The organism is Hallerella porci, from assembly GCF_003148885.1.
GTDB lineage: Bacteria > Fibrobacterota > Fibrobacteria > Fibrobacterales > Fibrobacteraceae > Hallerella > Hallerella porci.
In genome coordinates this window covers 18,678-35,507 of record NZ_QGHD01000011.1, presented here as the reverse complement: position 1 = coordinate 35,507, position 16,830 = coordinate 18,678, and the positions used below count along the sequence as shown (strand labels likewise).

At 43.0% G+C, this 16,830-nt stretch carries 16 protein-coding genes; 9 read left to right on the top strand and 7 right to left on the bottom strand.

Annotated elements, in window-relative coordinates; genetic code table 11:
• Positions 1–78: 78 nt before the first annotated feature.
• Positions 79–780 carry an NYN domain-containing protein gene (locus B0H50_RS06895; protein WP_106198789.1) on the top strand — a complete coding sequence of 234 codons (702 nt, stop codon included), beginning with the start codon at positions 79–81 and terminating at the stop codon, positions 778–780.
• Here B0H50_RS06895 and B0H50_RS06890 read toward each other — a convergent pair.
• The gene (locus B0H50_RS06890; RefSeq protein WP_106198790.1) at positions 722–1,561 is read right to left on the bottom strand and encodes a hypothetical protein; all 840 of its coding nucleotides are present in this window, start codon (positions 1,559–1,561) and stop codon (positions 722–724) included. The two genes, B0H50_RS06895 and B0H50_RS06890, sit on opposite strands and share 59 nt — an antisense overlap.
• Positions 1,562–1,663: 102 nt before the next feature.
• Between B0H50_RS06890 and B0H50_RS06885 the strand changes: the two genes are divergently transcribed.
• From B0H50_RS06885 to purM, 3 genes are read left to right on the top strand one after another with little or no spacing between them, the layout of a single operon-like run.
• Positions 1,664–2,821 carry an ABC transporter substrate-binding protein gene (locus B0H50_RS06885; RefSeq protein WP_106198791.1) on the top strand — a complete coding sequence of 386 codons (1,158 nt, stop codon included), beginning with the start codon at positions 1,664–1,666 and terminating at the stop codon, positions 2,819–2,821.
• Positions 2,822–2,827: 6 nt separating this feature from the next.
• A complete protein-coding gene (locus tag B0H50_RS06880; RefSeq protein ID WP_106198792.1) occupies positions 2,828–3,634 on the top strand; it encodes a cyclic nucleotide-binding domain-containing protein in 807 nt (268 codons plus the stop codon).
• Positions 3,635–3,661: 27 nt separating this feature from the next.
• A complete protein-coding gene (gene purM / locus B0H50_RS06875; RefSeq protein ID WP_106198793.1) occupies positions 3,662–4,687 on the top strand; it encodes a phosphoribosylformylglycinamidine cyclo-ligase in 1,026 nt (341 codons plus the stop codon).
• Between the two features lie 62 nt (positions 4,688–4,749).
• On the opposite strand, the gene B0H50_RS06870 is transcribed toward purM, so the two are convergent.
• Positions 4,750–5,211, bottom strand: coding sequence for an Lrp/AsnC family transcriptional regulator (locus B0H50_RS06870; RefSeq protein ID WP_106198794.1), 462 nt, complete (start codon positions 5,209–5,211; stop codon positions 4,750–4,752).
• Between the two features lie 157 nt (positions 5,212–5,368).
• Between B0H50_RS06870 and B0H50_RS06865 the strand changes: the two genes are divergently transcribed.
• Complete coding sequence (locus tag B0H50_RS06865) at positions 5,369–6,484, top strand: 5-methyltetrahydropteroyltriglutamate--homocysteine S-methyltransferase (RefSeq protein WP_106198821.1); 1,116 nt, start codon at positions 5,369–5,371, stop codon at positions 6,482–6,484.
• A gap of 22 nt (positions 6,485–6,506) precedes the next feature.
• Here the strand turns inward: B0H50_RS06865 and B0H50_RS06860 are convergent, their stop codons facing one another.
• Positions 6,507–8,267 (bottom strand): ATP-binding cassette domain-containing protein, encoded by a 1,761-nt coding sequence (locus B0H50_RS06860; RefSeq protein ID WP_106198795.1) that lies wholly within the window; start codon positions 8,265–8,267, stop codon positions 6,507–6,509.
• A gap of 119 nt (positions 8,268–8,386) precedes the next feature.
• Between B0H50_RS06860 and eno the strand changes: the two genes are divergently transcribed.
• A complete protein-coding gene (eno, locus tag B0H50_RS06855; RefSeq protein WP_106198796.1) occupies positions 8,387–9,769 on the top strand; it encodes a phosphopyruvate hydratase in 1,383 nt (460 codons plus the stop codon).
• 90 nt (positions 9,770–9,859) lie between these two features.
• On the opposite strand, the gene B0H50_RS06850 is transcribed toward eno, so the two are convergent.
• Genes B0H50_RS06850 through B0H50_RS06840 form a run of 3 tightly spaced genes read right to left on the bottom strand, consistent with a single transcriptional unit; the run spans position 9,860 to position 12,974 of the window.
• Positions 9,860–10,810, bottom strand: coding sequence for a tetratricopeptide repeat protein (locus B0H50_RS06850; protein ID WP_233244586.1), 951 nt, complete (start codon positions 10,808–10,810; stop codon positions 9,860–9,862).
• Between the two features lie 54 nt (positions 10,811–10,864).
• Complete coding sequence (locus B0H50_RS06845) at positions 10,865–12,640, bottom strand: ABC transporter substrate-binding protein (RefSeq protein WP_158256490.1); 1,776 nt, start codon at positions 12,638–12,640, stop codon at positions 10,865–10,867.
• 13 nt (positions 12,641–12,653) lie between these two features.
• Positions 12,654–12,974 carry a nucleotidyltransferase domain-containing protein gene (locus B0H50_RS06840; protein ID WP_106198798.1) on the bottom strand — a complete coding sequence of 107 codons (321 nt, stop codon included), beginning with the start codon at positions 12,972–12,974 and terminating at the stop codon, positions 12,654–12,656.
• A gap of 122 nt (positions 12,975–13,096) precedes the next feature.
• Here B0H50_RS06840 and B0H50_RS06835 point away from each other — a divergent pair, with 122 nt between their 5' ends.
• Complete coding sequence (locus B0H50_RS06835; protein WP_106198799.1) at positions 13,097–14,569, top strand: DUF3943 domain-containing protein; 1,473 nt, start codon at positions 13,097–13,099, stop codon at positions 14,567–14,569.
• Positions 14,570–14,623: 54 nt separating this feature from the next.
• On the opposite strand, the gene B0H50_RS06830 is transcribed toward B0H50_RS06835, so the two are convergent.
• Entirely contained in the window at positions 14,624–15,430 is an 807-nt protein-coding gene (locus tag B0H50_RS06830) for a hypothetical protein (protein WP_146193703.1), read from the bottom strand.
• 39 nt (positions 15,431–15,469) lie between these two features.
• Here B0H50_RS06830 and B0H50_RS06825 point away from each other — a divergent pair, with 39 nt between their 5' ends.
• Together B0H50_RS06825 and B0H50_RS06820 are read left to right on the top strand one after the other, a co-directional pair.
• Positions 15,470–15,913, top strand: a complete 444-nt coding sequence (locus B0H50_RS06825; RefSeq protein ID WP_106198801.1) for a hypothetical protein — start codon at positions 15,470–15,472, stop codon at positions 15,911–15,913.
• A gap of 406 nt (positions 15,914–16,319) precedes the next feature.
• Complete coding sequence (locus B0H50_RS06820) at positions 16,320–16,760, top strand: hypothetical protein (protein WP_109587467.1); 441 nt, start codon at positions 16,320–16,322, stop codon at positions 16,758–16,760.
• Positions 16,761–16,830 lie beyond the last annotated feature (70 nt).

Below are 16,830 nucleotides of genomic sequence, written 5' to 3'. Positions count from 1 at the left end.
ATTTACAAAGCGAACATTTTTTCTGAAAAAAACGTCTATATAGATGAGGTTTCACTTTTATCCAAAAGGAGAAACCTCATGCAACAAACACAACCTCTCACCCGTTTCAAAATCGGACTTTTCGTCGATGGTTTTACGCTAAGAAAAGTCAACGAATACTATCGATTCCAAAATCCCGATTGCAACGGCATCAATCTTCTCGGACTAAAAAATTGGGTCGCCGCCCAAGCGAGCCGCTATTTTTGGCCCAATCGTCCACTCGAAATGATGTCGCATTACTATCATCCTTATCGCAATCCCGAATTGGATAACGATTATCGACATCGCAACATTATGCATTTCGCCGATGAAATCGTCAAAGCGGGTTTTAGTGTTCACTTTGCGTCGCTGGATTACGCGCATTCGCTTTGCCCGAATATGGCGCTCAAAGAAGATGCGTTACTTTATGCGCAATACAATCAACTCGATGCTCTCGTTCTCGTTTCCACGCAAGGACAATTCGGCGGGCTTCCAAGCACACTTTTAAAACAAAAAATTCCCACATTGCTTTTAGGTTGGAATTTCAAATACACCAACAAAGATCGCACCATCCATTGGCACACCGATCAAAATCTACGCCACGAATCCACCTATTACATCCCGATGGAACGCATCATGGACAAAGAAAAAGCCAGCAGAGATGTGCTGGCTCAAGATTTGTTTTTGCTTCCGCGAATGCAGACTAAAGTTTATCCCGCAGCTTCCGCTGATTTTCCGAGAGGAATGTCCAAGTTAGCTTAGCGCCGATAAACCACGTGTCGCCGTTGTTATCCGGATCGCCTAATTTATAACCTTCGACATCAAATTCGTCGAATCGGATAACGCGGTAACCGCCGTAAGCACCGACCGAGAACGGATCAAGTGCAAAGCGAAGTTCGAGTTGCGCATTAAACGTCGGCGAGAAAACGCTGTAATAACGATTGCGCACTTTCACCGTATCGCCGTCATCCGTTTTAAACGAATAATTCGAGCCCAAGTGAACATTCAGCAAATTAAAACCGATACCCACCGATGGAATCAAATTGATGACTGTGTTTTCCCCGAAAAGCTTCCAACCAAACATCCAATCGATTCCGTAAGAGAACCACTTCACGTCGTAAAGATCAAAGCCGTTGCTGTTCTTATCCGACGGTTTATCCGAAACTTGAGTCGGCATAAAGTTAATGTCGAACCAAGTCAAGAATTGATGATACTGCGCACCGACTTCCACGTGCAGACCGATATAGTAATCGTCAAAGTGTTCGTACTTGCCGACCGATTCATCGCGTTCAAAAGTTTTTGTGACCGCGGTATCTCCCGGCGCTTGCGTTTCAATAATATGCCCGAAATTGCGCTTGAACAAAGTCTTGTTCAAGTAATCCACGTAGGCACTACGCATTCCGCGATAGTCGCCGCCGATAGAAATAAATCCGCGGATATCGTGCTTTTCGTAAAAGCCTTCTTCGGGCTCAGCAAAAGCGGAAGTTGTTAGTGCGCAAAGAGTTGCGACAAACAGGAATAGGGAAAGCTTTCTGAATTTCATACAATTAAAATAGCTTAAAAAAAGAATGCGGAGTGATTTGCATACAAAATTTGACGGAAAATTGCCCCATTCTAGTGAAACGCAAAATTCTAATTTTACATTATGAGAAAAATTTTCCCTTTATTCGCCTTTTTTCTTTGCCTTTTTGCGCTAAACGGCTGCAAAGAAAATTCTCCAGAAAAAAAAATCATCCCCGCCTGCGAAGAAAAGCCCGCGCTCACCCTCGCTTACGCTCAAAATTTTTCCGTCGATTCTTGCGGCAGTTTCCGCATTTTGCAAGTTCAAAACGGGAAAGCGGCGCCAGTGCGTTGGCTGCTTAAAGATTCGCTTTCGCCCCAAGAAATTCCGCCAAACCTTTCGAATTATCCGCAAATTTCTATTCCCGCAAAACGCATCGTCGCCCTTTCTTCCACTTACCTCGGATTTTTGTCTGCGCTACAAATGGAAAAAAATATCGTCGGCATCGATACGAAAAAATACATCGCAGATTCTGCATTTTATGCATGGGCAGATTCCGTACAAATTAACGAAGTCGGCGAAGGCGCAGCGCTTTCTCCCGAAAAAATTTATGCGCTTAACGCCGATGCGATTTTCGCATTCTCGATGGGCGAATCTATTTACGACGCTTATCCCAAACTCGCTCAATTAAAAATGCCCGTGATTTTAACTTCGGAATGGATTGAAAATAGTCCGCTCGCCAAAGCCGAATGGTTAAAATTCTTCGGCATTTTAACGGGCAAAGAATCCCGCGCAGATTCGCTTTTTGCAGCACACGAAAAAAGCTACAGAGAAATTTTGCAAAAAATCAATGCGATGGTAAAAGCAAAACCCATCGTCTTTACCGGTTCTGCAGCTGCGGGAACTTGGTATGCGTCCACTGGGAAAAGTTTTATGGCGCATTTAATTCAAGACGCTGGCGGCATTTACTTGTGGGCAAATGATTCGTCGAAAGAAACTCTTTCGATGCCTTTTGAAAAAGCATTTTCCGATGTGCAAAAAGCCGACATTTGGTTGAACGCTTACGGAAAAAATTTACAAGAAATTCTTGCGGGCGAAAGCCGCGTGAAACTTTTCCCCGTTTGGAAAACCGGCGAAATTTACGGCTATAATTTACGGCAAGGTCCTGCAGGCGGCCTCGATTTTTATGAAAGCGCAGTCGTCAAACCCGACTCTTTACTGCTCGATGTCGCAAAAATCCTACATCCGGCATATTTTCAAGATGAGCCGTCCAGATGGTATCGCAAACTTTCTAATTTTTAAGCAGATATGACAAATCGTTCTAGCATCGGTGATTGGATCTCGGCATCTTACGAAAGAGAAGTCCCCTTCCTGCAGCAAATTCCGCGGGAATCCGCAGACTTTTTTTTGCTCAATTCACAGATCAAAGAATACGAAGCCGGCGAAACCATTATTTCGGGCGGACAAGACGGAAAAACTTTCTGCGTTTTGCAAAGCGGACGCGCTCAAATTTGCGGAAGCTTTTTCCCCGATGGACATTACAATGTCATCGCTTGGCTCGAAACCGGTGCGTGCTTTGGCGAAATGTCAATTCTCTGCAACGAAGCGACGAGCAATACCGTTATCGCCGCCGAAGATTGCACTGTGCTTCACCTTTCTCGTGAAGCGTTCATCAAATTTCTCGAAAAAAATCCGAGCATCGTCGTCTGCCTTTACAAAATCGCAGCCGATCGTCTCCGCGCAAAAAATCAAGCGCTCGATGAATTCGAAAGCCTCTCGCTTTTAGCGAGTGGACGCGTTCTTCCTTTTATCGATTTTGCGCAAACTTTGGAAAAGAGCCGCATCACGGGAACCGTTCTACTCGAATGCAACGGCGCTTCGGGATTTATCGCATTTAAAGACGGCAGAATTTGCTGTGCAAAAAGCGGGCGCCTTACCGGTCCCGACGCCTTTGAGCTCATGCTTTCTTGGGGCGAAGATACGCTCTTCAAATTGGATACGCATTTGATGCCCGATGCGGTGAATATCAATCAGCAAGCTGATACGACAAGTTTAATTCTGGATGCGCTTCGCAACATCGACGAAAAGCAGCTCCAGCAAAAGAAGAATCAATAAAAACAAAAAAACAAAGGAAAAAATCGTATGAATTATGCAGACGCAGGTGTTTCCCTTTCTCGTGCAGACGAAGCCATGGTCGGCGTCAAAAAGTCTGTCCGTTCCACGTTTAATCCATGCGTCTTGGGTGACGTTGGTAACTTCGGCGGACTTTTTACTTTAAAGCATCTCGGCTTTAAGGATCCCGTGCTCGTCAGTTCTGTAGATGGTGTCGGTACAAAGCTCAAAGTCGATATCGAAATGGGCTCGCACACTCTCCCAGGCCAAGACATTGTGAACCACTGCTGCAACGACATTCTCGTGCAAGGTGCGCGTCCGCTCTTCTTCTTGGACTACGTTGCGATGGGCAGCTTGGAACCGCAAGTGATGGACAGTATCGTCGTCGGCATGGCAAAAGCTTGTCGCGAAAATGATATGGTTCTCATCGGCGGCGAAACAGCAGAAATGCCGGGCTTCTACGCAAAAGGCGATTACGATATTTCGGGAACAATCGTCGGCGTCGTCGAACGCGATAATATCATCGATGGTTCTCGCATTCATCCGGGCACAAAAATTCTCGGCCTTCCGTCAACCGGTCTTCACACCAACGGTTATTCTCTCGCTCGCAAGGCGCTCTTTGAAGTCGCCGGCTACACACCGCAATCGCGCGTCGAATGCCTTGACAAAACTATCGGCGAAGCGCTCACCGTTCCGCACCGCAGCTATTACAAGAGCCTCATCGATTTGACCAATGCGAAAAAAATCGACGGCCTTGTGCACGTTACCGGTTCGGGCTTCCAAGGAAACATTCCACGTATTCTCCCGGCTGATGTCGATGTCGTTATCGATCGCACTTCTTGGGAAGTTCCCGCAATCTTCAAGCTCATTCAGCAAGCGGGCACTGTGGAAAAAGACGAAATGTATTCCACATTCAATATGGGAATTGGCATGCTCGTCTTCGTCGACGACAAAAATCTCGCTGACGTAGAAGCGCATCTCAAAGCGAAAAATGAACCGTATTATATGGTCGGTGAAGTCGTGAAGGGATCGAAGAAAGTTCTCTTCAAAGACTAAGTAAAAAGTTAACGCAGAACGCCCCGCGAAGCGGGGCGTTTTTCATTTGACCTGTGAAAAAATCAAACCGGAATTGCGTGCGAATTTTTAATTTCTCCGATGACAAAAATACTATGCAAACTTCCAATGCTTTTAATTTCTCCGAGTCGCATTAAAACAAATTCTTGATAATGCGGCATATCCCGCACATAAATTTTAATCATAAAATCGTAATCGCCCGAAATATTATAGCATTCCGTCACTTCGGGAATTTTTTGAACCGCTTGAATAAAATCAAGTCCAATCGTTCTGCTGTGTTGCTTTAAACGAATATTGCAAAAAGCGATGAGCCCATTTCCCGTTTTCTCGGGATGTAAAACGGCGGCGTAATGATCGATGAAACCTTCGCGCTCTAAGCGTTTCAAGCGTTCAAATGTAGGCGTTGGAGAAAGTTTGATTTTATCCGCTAACTCTTTTGTGGTGAGCTTTGCGTTTTCTTGCATCAGCTGAAGAATTTTTCTATCGATTTCATCTAAATTTTCCATTCTACGAAATTAGAAATTTTTAGAATAATTTTCTTCAATTCAATCAAATTTTAGTCAAAAATAGAATTGTTTTCTTTTTTATTAGAAAATTTTAGGAGCTCATTTTTCGCTTTATAGATTTGTGCACATCAAAAACAACCACAAGAAAGGAGTTTACATGTCCACAATTCACGCACCATTTAGAGCTGATTTCGTCGGAAGTTTCTTGCGTCCCGCAGAATTAAAAGAAGCAAGAGCCAATTTTGCAAGCGGAAAAATCTCTGCAGAAGATTTGAAAAATGTTGAAGACAAACTAATCACCGAACTGGTGAAAAAGCAAAAAGCGCACGGGCTTCATGTGATTACCGACGGTGAATTCCGCCGCAGTTATTGGCATTTGGATTTCTTCTGGGGATTCAACGGAATTGAACATATTGAACTTGAACACGGTTACAAATTCCACGGAATTGAAACCAAAAAAGGTTCCATTCAAATTACCGGAAAAATTTCAGGAACAAATCATCCGTTTGTCAATCACTATAAATTCGTCAAACAATTTGAAGAAGAAGGCATTATCGCAAAGCAGACAATTCCTGCGCCCGCGCAACTTTGGGCAGAACTTTTCCGCGGCGATAACGGAAAAAATACGAATCAATTTTACCCCGATAAAGAAGTCTTGATTCAAGATATTGCAAAAGCTTATCACGAAACGATTCTTGAACTTTATCAAGCGGGCTGCAGAACCATTCAACTTGACGACTGCACTTGGGGAATGATCATCGATAAAGATTATTGGAAAGCTCGCGGCAAAACGGAATTTTCCATTGAAGACGAAGCAGCTCTTTATCTGCGTTTGAATAATCTCGCAATCGAAAATTTGCCCGAAGATTTAGTCATCAACACGCATGTGTGCCGTGGCAATTACAATTCTTGCTTCGCTTCTCAAGGCGCTTATGACCCGGTTGCACCTTACTTATTTGCCAAAGAAAATGTGAACGCTTTTTATTTGGAATACGACGATGAACGTTCGGGTTCTTTTGATGCGCTCAAATTCGTGCCGAAAAATAAGAAAGTCGTTTTGGGTTTGATTACTTCGAAGTCGCCGAAATTAGAAGACAGAAACGAAGAGATTAAACGCATTCACGAAGCTTCAAAATTCGTTACTCTTGACAATCTTTATTTAAGCCCGCAATGCGGTTTCGCTTCTTGCGAAATCGGTAACCGCTTAACCGAAGACGAACAATGGGCAAAGCTTGATTTAGTCAAATCGATTGCCGACGAAGTCTGGGGATAAAAAAAGCGCAGAATTTTGGACGTTAATAAGCGTCCAAAATTTCAAAGCGTTCGTAAGCCGTTTCTAATTGCTTTTCTTTTTCCGCTAATTGCGCTTGGATTTCGATGAGTTTTGTCGCATTCGTATAAACCTCTTCCGTTCCAAGCGCCGTTTGCAATTCGGTAATTTCTTTTTCCAATTTATCGATTAAATCAGGGAGCGCTTGATATTCGCGCTCTTCTTTATAGCTGCGTTTCTTTTTTTCTTTCACCCGTTTTTCGGACGTTTCTTTTTTCAAATTTGCCGAGACACTTTCCGCTTCTTTGATGCGCAATTTTTTTGCTTCGGCATAATCCGAATAACCGCCCACGTTTTCGTGAATATCGCCGACTCCTTCAAAGCCTAAAATTTCGGTGGCGACGTTATCCAAAAAATCGCGGTCATGGCTTACTGTAATCACGGTGCCGTTATATTCTACAAGCAAGTCCGCGAGTAAATCCAAAGTTTCCATGTCCAAGTCATTCGTCGGTTCATCGAGAACGAGAACATTCGACGGATGCGAAAATAAACAAGCGAGAAGCAAACGATTGCGTTCACCGCCCGAAAGTGCGCTGATCGGTCCGCGGGCGCGTTGTGCGGTAAACAAAAAATCTTGCAAATAGCTGAGCACGTGGCGTTTCTGTCCATTGAGCACGACATATTCTTGCCCGTCGCCGATATTTTCAATGAGCGATTTATCTTCGCGCAAACGAGTCCGCATTTGATCAAAATAGGCGATTTGTAAATTCGAGCCCAAGCGCACGCTTCCGCTTTGCGGCGTGAGTTCGCCGAGAAGAATTTTTAAAAGCGTCGTTTTGCCGCAGCCGTTTTCGCCCACAATTCCTACACGATCGCCACGAGAAATTTCCGTCGAAAAATTCTGAATTAGCGGACGCCCTTCATACGAATACGAAATATTTTCTGCGCGGACAACAAGACGCCCCGAGCGTTCCGCTTCGGTAATTTGCATTTTCACATTTCCCGTGCGATTTCTTCTGTCAGCGCGTTCTCTTCGCATTTGAATCAGTGCGCGGACGCGGCCTTCGTTACGCGTTCTGCGGGCTTGAATTCCTTTGCGAATCCAAACTTCTTCTTCGGCTAAACGCTTGTCAAAAAGTTTATTCGCTTTTTCTTCTTCGGCAAGTGCCGCGTCGCGGTGACGCACAAATTCATCGTAAGGAAAATTCCAAGAACGAATTCGTCCACGGTCTAATTCCAAAATCCGAGTCGCCAAGCGCCGCACAAAAGCACGGTCGTGACTGATGAAAAGAACCGTGCATTGCACCCGCGCGAGAATTCCTTCGAGCCATTGAATGCTCGGAATATCCAAGTGATTCGTCGGCTCATCGAGCAAAAGCAAATCCGGTTCTTCGGCAATCGCCTTCGCAAAAAGAACGCGGCGTTTTTGTCCGCCCGAAAGCGAATCATATTTTGCATCCGGATCAATTCCCGTCTTTCCTAAAATATCTTCGCCTGCGGTATGTCTTTCTGGAGTTTCGCCGATAACAATATCGCGGACAGTTCCTGCAATGTGCGCAGGAATTTCTTGAATTAACCGCGAAGTTCTTAAACCATTTTTGCGAATAATTTCACCCGAGTTCGCTTCCATTTCGCCCGAGAGAATTTTGAGCAGCGTACTTTTGCCTTCGCCGTTTCGTCCCATCAAACAAACGCGTTCACCTTCTTGAATATCAAAGGAAACATGATCGAGTAAAGCGGGATCGCTAAAACGAAGCAATAAATTTTTGACGGAAAGTAATGCCATAATTCAAAATTAGAAATTCGAATTTTACAACCGAAGACACTCTACTTATACTACCGTTTATTCACATTTTTTTCTATATTCAATAACAAAGATTTTTCACTCTAACCAAAAGGCAAAATATGGCTGCAATTATCAAGTCTGTTAAGGCTCGTCAGATTCTGGATTCCCGTGGCAATCCGACTGTCGAAGCTGTCGTTGTTCTCGAATCTGGCGTCGAAGGCGTCGCTAAGGTTCCGAGCGGTGCTTCTACCGGTATCCGCGAAGCTTGCGAACTCCGCGATGGTGGCAAGGCATACTGCGGCAAGGGTACAACCAAGGCTGTGAACAATGTTAACGAAAAAATTGCAAAGAAAGGCAAAGGCATCATCGGAATGGATGCATTTGATCAGAAAGCTGTTGACGATAAGATGATCGAACTCGACGGCGATCGCATGCACAAGAATCATCTCGGTGCAAACGCAATTCTCGCTGTTTCGATGGCTGTCTGCGTTGCTGCTGCTAAGGAAGCAGGCCTTCCGCTTTATCAGTACATCGCAAAGCTCCATGGCACCAAGAAACTCACTCTCCCGTGCCCGATGTGCAACGTGATTAACGGCGGTGCTCACTCTTCTGCTCCGATTGACTTCCAAGAATTCATGATCGCTCCGGTTGGCGCTTCTTCTTTCTCGAAGGGCCTCCAGATGGTCACTGAAATTTTCCACTCCCTCAAGAGCGTTCTCAAGAAGGGTGGCTACGAAACGACCGTCGGTGACGAAGGTGGTTTTGCTCCGGGCGTTGCTCTGAAGAAAGATCCGAAGTCTAAATTCGGTTGGAAGATTACCGGTGTGATGACCCTCGAAAAGGCTCTCACCGCTCTCAAGGATGCAACCGAAGCTGCTGGCTACAAGTTCGGCAAGGACATCAAGATTGCTCTCGACGTCGCTTCCTCTGAATTCTGTGATCAAGAAGAAAAGAGCGAAAAGACCAAGTGGGACAAGAATAAGACTTACACCTTCAAGAAGTCTAACGGCAAGACCTACAAGAGCGCACAGCTCGTTAAGTACTACGAAAAGCTCGTGGACAAGTTCTCTATCTTCTCGATCGAAGACGGCTTGGACGAAAACGACTGGGCAGGTTGGAAGGTTCTCACTCAGGATCTCGGCAAGAAGATCAACCTCGTTGGCGACGATCTGTTTGTGACCAACCCGACTATCTTCAACGAAGGTATCGAAGCTGGCATTGCAAACGCAATCCTTATCAAGGTGAACCAGGTCGGTTCTATTTCCGAAACTCTCGCCGCTATCAAGACTGCTCAGGAAAAGGGCTACGCTCCGATCGTTTCTCACCGTTCTGGCGAAACCGAAGACACCTTCATCGCTGACCTCGCTGTGGGTACTGCTGCTGGCCAGATCAAGACTGGTTCGCTCTCTCGTACCGACCGTATTGCCAAGTACAACCGTCTTCTCGCAATCGAAGAAGAACTCGGCAAGAAGGCTGTTTACGCTGGCGATCCGCGCAAGTAATTGACAACTTTTGTCAAAGAAAAACTCTCACACTCGCGAGAGTTTTTCTTTTTTAAACGCTGAAATTGCAAATTATTTTTGTTTCTAAAATCAGAGAAGATTTTTCTTTTTCAAATCTTTTACGAGAGAAGCGGGCATCCATTTTTCCACTTTTTCGTATGCGGGATCGTTGAATTTTCCCGCTTTCATTTTTGCTTTTTCGTCATCGCCTGCCGCTAAATAAATCCGCGCTAAATTGCCGACGGCGCAGAAATACCGCACCGATTTTTTGGAACGTTTATAATAATCCTTTGAGCTCTTCTCGTAAATTTCTGCGGCCTCTGCGTAACGCTTTAATTTGTAAAGCATATCCGCTTTCATCTGAATGAATATGGGATTTCCGGGCGCTTTTCCAAGGGCTCGATTCACCACCGCAAGCGCTTTTTCATATTCTTCGCGGTCGTAATACATCCACGCGAGTGGCGTCGCAAAGAGTGCCCAGAAAAATTCGGATTTTGCAGAACGCTCTTCTAAAATTTTCAGATAAGTTTCGCGGTCGTCCGAGACGAACGGCAGAAAACTAAAACCGTCATCGACATAATAAGCGTAAATCGAATAAATCGCCTGCGCATCTTTGTCTTTGGAATCTTCAAATTTTTTTGCAGCGCTTCGCGTCCCTAATGCACCCTTAAACGAATGCCCTAAGGCACTCATCGCATAACCCAATTCGAATTCTCGAAGCACATCCCATGCGCTATCCGCTTTGCACTGCGAAAGTTCTTCGTGAGCCTTTATCAATGCGACAGTATCGCCTAAATCGTCAAATTCACTCAAGCGCACAATGTTTCTTAGAACACAAGCTGCGCCCGCATTTTTCTTTTCAATTTTTTGAATCGTCGCATACGAAGCCGCATAATTTGTTTGAAGCGCTTGCGCCATCGCTTGCTTCGCCAAAGAATTTAATTCTCCGGGTAAAGAAAAAATTGAAGTGTTTTCGGCCGAAGAAATTCCAACAAAAAAAAGAATGAGCGAAATCAATAAGCCAAAACTGTTGCGTTTCATTTTTACTGACTCCGCTCGGATGATTTTACAATCAATTATTGCGCTCTGCAATAATTATTTTTCTGCACACTTGGTTTTGTTCACAAAAGCCGACGAATCCACGCTCATGATTTGAACATTTGCATTAGCGCCACGTTCAAAGCGAATGTCGCCGTAAACGCCGACGAAATTCTTTTGCGAATAAATTTTCTTCACCAATTCTTTTTCGCCCGATGCGAGAAGCGAGAAGACAATGTTTGCTGCGCTGTAACTGAGCCCGCTGACTTTATCTGCTTTCGGCGCTTCGCCAAATTTCGATTTGTACGCATTCGCAAAATCGGTGTAAACTTTGTTGGAATCAACTCCCGCCGAAGCGACGCTAAAGTAAGAACCTTCGACAAGTTTTTTGCCTTCGTCGATTAAGTCTTGCCCATACCAGCCCGAAGTGCCGAGAAGTGTGCCGTTCAATTTGTGATACGCCACCTGACGCGCAATCAGTCCTGCATCCGACGGGCTTGAGCTCGGAATGAAAATGCCGGGAATCGCAAACACAGAATCTTGCAAATAAGACTTTTTATCTTTTGCCGAAATCGCATCTAAATCTTTGGCTCCGCGAGCAATGTTCCGCTTGCGCAAAATTTGCGGGAAACGCACCGCACGCAATTTTCGAAATTCCGTCGTATAATCAGGACGACCTTCTTCAAATTCCTGCGTCGCAACAATCACTCCGCCGCGACTTTCGACAGCGCGGGTAAAGCTCTGCGTCATCGCTGAACCAAAATCTCCCACCGGAGAAAGGACTGCAAATTCGCGAATGCCTAAGCAGTTAATCGCATAATTCGCAATGCCTGTCGCCAAATTATCCATGCTCACATTCACTTGGAAAATATTCGAGCCCATCCGAGAAATGCCCGCATCCGTTGCCGTCGGCGTAATCATCGGAATATTTGTATGCATCGAACTGAGCCAAGCTGCAACCGTTGCTGCCGGCGCACTCATCAAAGGTCCAATTATTGCGACGACGCTATCTTGCGCAACCGCTTGACGCGTTTTGCGAAGCGCTTCCACGGCATCGGCACGCGTATCGGCAACGCGTAAATTCACTTTATTTTTCAAATCCGATTTTTCAAATGCCAAGCGAACGCCGTTCACCGCTTCTTTACCAAATTCCGCAAAATCGCCCGAAGTCGGCGCCAAAATCAAAACGGTCGGAATCGAAGCTTTCCCTTCTAAATCATCGATTGATCGATTTGCTTTTTCTACCCATTCTGCGCTTTCATTTGCCGTTACCACTTTTTTATACCAGTAACGCGCCGCTTTGTAATTTTGCTTTTTCGCAAGTTCGCTGCCTAAGCGCAACCAAGTCGCATTCGAAACTTTGCGATTCACGAGCGCTTTATCTGCAATCGTCGTGAGTTGTCCAATCGTTAAGCGCGCATCTTTTGCAATAATTCGCACCGCTAAATTGCTCGCATCTTCTTTAATCGTATTATTCTGGCTATACGAAAGCACATTCAAAAGCATATCGATGGCTTTTGTCACCGACGAATCATTCGCAAGCATCCGTTCTGCGGCGATGACTTCCATCCGCGAACGTTTCGGATTTCCCGCATAAAATTCGAGGAACCGAGAAGACAAACGATCCAAATTTGCGGTATCGCCCGATGCTGCGTAGCAAGCTGCGAGCTGTAACGCTGCCTGATAACCTTCTTCGGTTTTCAACTTCTTTTCTGCGAGAGGTTTTAAAGATTCAAGAGACGAGCAATCCGCCGATTCTGTCGGAGCAGCAGAAACAACTGCGGACGCCAAAAGCAGCGCCGGAATTGTGGATGAAAAAATTTTTTTGAGCATAAATTTCCAAAAATCAAGAAGCATCCGCAACGGCTTCTTGGATTACGATGTGTTCTTTTTTAATGTCTTTTTGCATGCCTTCTGTGAGCTTTGACCAATCGATAATATCGACGCGAAAAGGAAGTCCGCTTTCGGCGAATGCATTTTCAACGCTCACCATTTCTTCGAAGGAAACAGGCTGCGAAGTAACGACTACGATATTCAACGCAGACTCTGGCGTTAAATCAACACCAGTTACCCGCGGACCATAAGCGTCCACTTCAAGCCCTGCGAAATGGGCATTTAAAATTCGCTGAATTAAATTCAGCTGATCTGGTTCTAAGCATAATTGCATTGCCGTAAATATAGAAAATCATCGTCAAAACCCCAACCATTTGATCATTTCATCGGAAAACGACCCATTTTATCTTTTCCTCCCTACAAAAAACTTATAAAAAAAGCCATTTTTGTGCTAGCATGAAAATAAAACTGTTTTTTCTTTCTCTGGCTTTCCTTTCCGCGCTTGCTTTTGCGGACGAAACCCCGCAGACAGCAGCAACCGATACCTCTTCGGTTGAGTCAAAACAGCCCGCAGGCAATTCGGATTCGATTCCCGAATATACACCGCGAACTCCCACCGGCAAACGCCTTCCTGTCATCGTTCCCTTTATCGGCGTTCTCGCACAAGACGGTCTCGTTTGGGTTTGGGACCGCTACGTTTTGCAAAAAGATTATGCGAAAGTCGGCCCTTCTTATTGGAAGCGCAATTACCGCGAAGGTTGGCGTTGGGACGATAACCATTTTGCGATTAACTTCTTCGGTCACCCGTATCAAGGCAACATGTATTATGCGACGGCTCGTGCTTCGGGTTATGACTTTTACGAAAGCTATTTCTTCGCTTTAACCGGATCATATTTCTGGGAAATGTTCTGCGAAACAGAATATCCCGCCCCAAACGATCTCATTGCGACAAGCGTCGGCGGAACAATTTACGGCGAAATGCTTTATCGTATTTCTACGCGAGCCTTAGCAAAACCTAACGCCGGAATCCTTGACAATATTTTTGCATTCATCGCAAGTCCGATGGCTTACGTCCAAGAAAAATGGCACGGTCCAAGTCCCACAAATCCGGGCTACGCACCGATGAAATGGTCCATCTTTGCCGGTCTCGGCAAACGCTTCGGAAGTGAATATCGCTACGATGGTGAAGACGGAAAATTACAAGACAGCGATGATTGGGATGCAGGATCGATGACTTATGGATTAAATCTCGTTTACGGAAGTCCCAATCGAAAAATCAAAGAACCGTTTGAATATTTCACCTTTGACTTTAGTCAAGATCAAAGCGAAGACGGTATGATGATGCGGATGAATTCCGTGGGCAAGCTTAAAAATTTGCACTTCCACGCCGGCGAAAATTGGATGGACTTTGCTACATACTTGCACTTCGATACATTCTACGGAGACTTAGTTGAAATGTCTGCTCTCGCAATCGGTCTCGGCGCCGACGTAAATATTGACCTTTCCGAAAGTCTTCGATTCCGAATGATTCACATGCCATCTTATATCATTCTCGGCTCTTCGGACTTTAACTATGACGATGTGTTAGCCGCAGCGGATACCAATTATCAAGTTACCCGCAAATACCAATACAGCTTGGGCTTAAGCTACAAATCGACCATTGAATTAGAACTTAAAAATTGGGGAAAATTTTACAACTACATCGCGGCCTATCTTTTCCGCACCATCCCCAATACCGAACCGCACTACGGCACGAACGGCTACGACTTCGTCATCTTTAACAATGCCGGCATCGAAGCCTACTTGCCCGCTGATTTTGGTTTAGGTCTCCGCTTAAACTCTTATGTAAAAATCGCTGCATACGAGCGCGTTCCCCCAATGTCACGCACCATGCATGCAGTTAATTTATATGTAAGATATAATATCTAAATCAAAATTTTTCAAAAAATCATTTTGCAAAATTTAAAAAATCTGCAAAATGATTTATTGCCTAGAAGAATTTGGAAAATACCAATTTTCAAATTCGTAATTCACCATTTTATGCCATTCATCATCGCCTTTGATGACGACTGATGAATTTACCTTGATTAGATCCAAGCCGAGACCATTATCATACTCAAAACTATAATTCATCGAAATAGTTTTGCCCAATGTGGAATCATTATAAAATGTTAATGGTTTATCTAGTTTTTGCGATTTATCAAAACATTTAGGAATTTGTTGTGCATTATAAATTCGATATTTTTCATTATAAATGCTATCCGAAAAATCACAACTTTCATAATTGACAATAGAACTATCCCTATTTCCAATAAATATGGTATCCTTTATATGGCTAAAATTTAGAAGTTGATCTACATCAAAATCATATTTCTTTTCAACATCATTCGCGTCAAACAATGAAAATTTGACATGACCTAGTGTATCTAACTTTAATTTATACTTTGGCCCAGCATATCCATTTTGTTTAGAATTATTCTCTAGAGCTACTATATACTTGTAATTTGTATTAGAGCACACATTTTTATCAATATCCTGTTTTTCTAAGCCTTCTCCTAATGATAATTGTACATTCACTATTGCATCTTTATCGATTAAATTCTTTGTTTTATATACTTTTTCTAAATAAAGATTTATTATCATCGCTTTATAATGAATGACTCTCCTATAATAACAAGTGTTTGCATCTTTATACTTATAGTCATCATCGCTACTGGAAATACATCCCACAAGTACAAAAAGAATTGCACTCAACAAAATGAACAATATTTTTTTTACTTTGAGCATCACAATAAAAAGATATTATATTTCAAAAAAGAAAATGGAGTTTTGTATGAAATTTTTAAGAAGATTGGATTTATTTTACTACTTAATCTACTTCCCATCAATGCTCAAATTATTTGTAACGACAATAATTATTCGGGAAATCCTGGCATTCCAAAATCAACTTGTATAACATCTTTATCAAAATTTTCATTATCCATTCAAGAAGGTGGCACCTTTTTTATTGCTTCTAGCGACACGGTCACAATTAACAATAAAAAATATTCTTTGCGATTTCACATTCTTCCATCTTCTAATTTAAGCTACAATCAAACGCAAGCTTTGGCGCAAACTGGATACGCAACTAAAAGTTTTTTTAGCATTATTTTTGTGAATTATTCTTCGGCAACAAACACTCTTAATGATACGAATTGCGCTATTTTAAATGATGCAAATGGGAAACCAACTTTTGTATCTTGTCCGATAAAATCACTTTCTATCGTTCCCTAAAATTTTATGACTCGAATTATTTTCGCTATTGTTTTACTTTGCATAACACAAATTTCTTTTGCGAAAATACATTCCATTTCCTATAATGAAAAAACAGTCATCTCTCTTCAAAACGGCGACGAAATCGCATTAAAAAATTTTCCTACTGGTTGGTTTTATTCGCGAATTATTTTAGGAATCAATTCGATTCCATCAGTTCCACTTTCAGGAAATTTAACTGTTAATGACTGTAGATATAATCTGCGTTCTTATTATCACGAAATCAATTTTAAAAAAATCCGATTCCCTTTTGATTCAATACGAGGGTCCATCACAAAATTTACCCATTCAATGGTGGGTTGATTCTGAAATTGCAACGTCAACTTGTCAAGAAACAAATTCAAAAACAGATTAGATAAAAAAACAATTGATTGAAAAATTTGATTCCATTTATTTTGAACAAATTAAAAATGATATTGATTTAGGAGAACTAAATTCAACAACTGAATTTAAAGGAATTTCTTCAAACTTCAAAATAACAGAACTTCCAAAATTTGAATACACCACGATTTATGTACAAATTGAGCCCACGGATAAAAAACAACTGAATGGTTATTTTTATGCCGGAAACAAAAGAGTTCCTTTAAGCGGTTGGAATACAATCGTCAAATTATCTCATCAAATTAACATTGCGCCGACTTTTGAAATTGTCATGAATGACCATCGAAAAATAAAATTAAAATGGTGGGCAAAAAAAGAAACTCCTGAATGGATTGAAATTAAGAAAACCGAAAAATTACTTGATAAAGATTTTGTTGAAGCGATTTATGAATTTGACGAAACTCCTTTTGTTTCAAAAAATTTGTAGACGGAAAAATTCCGACTTACAACAAATTAGAATTTAATCCGAATGGCCCTGAAAATTATGAAGAGTTATG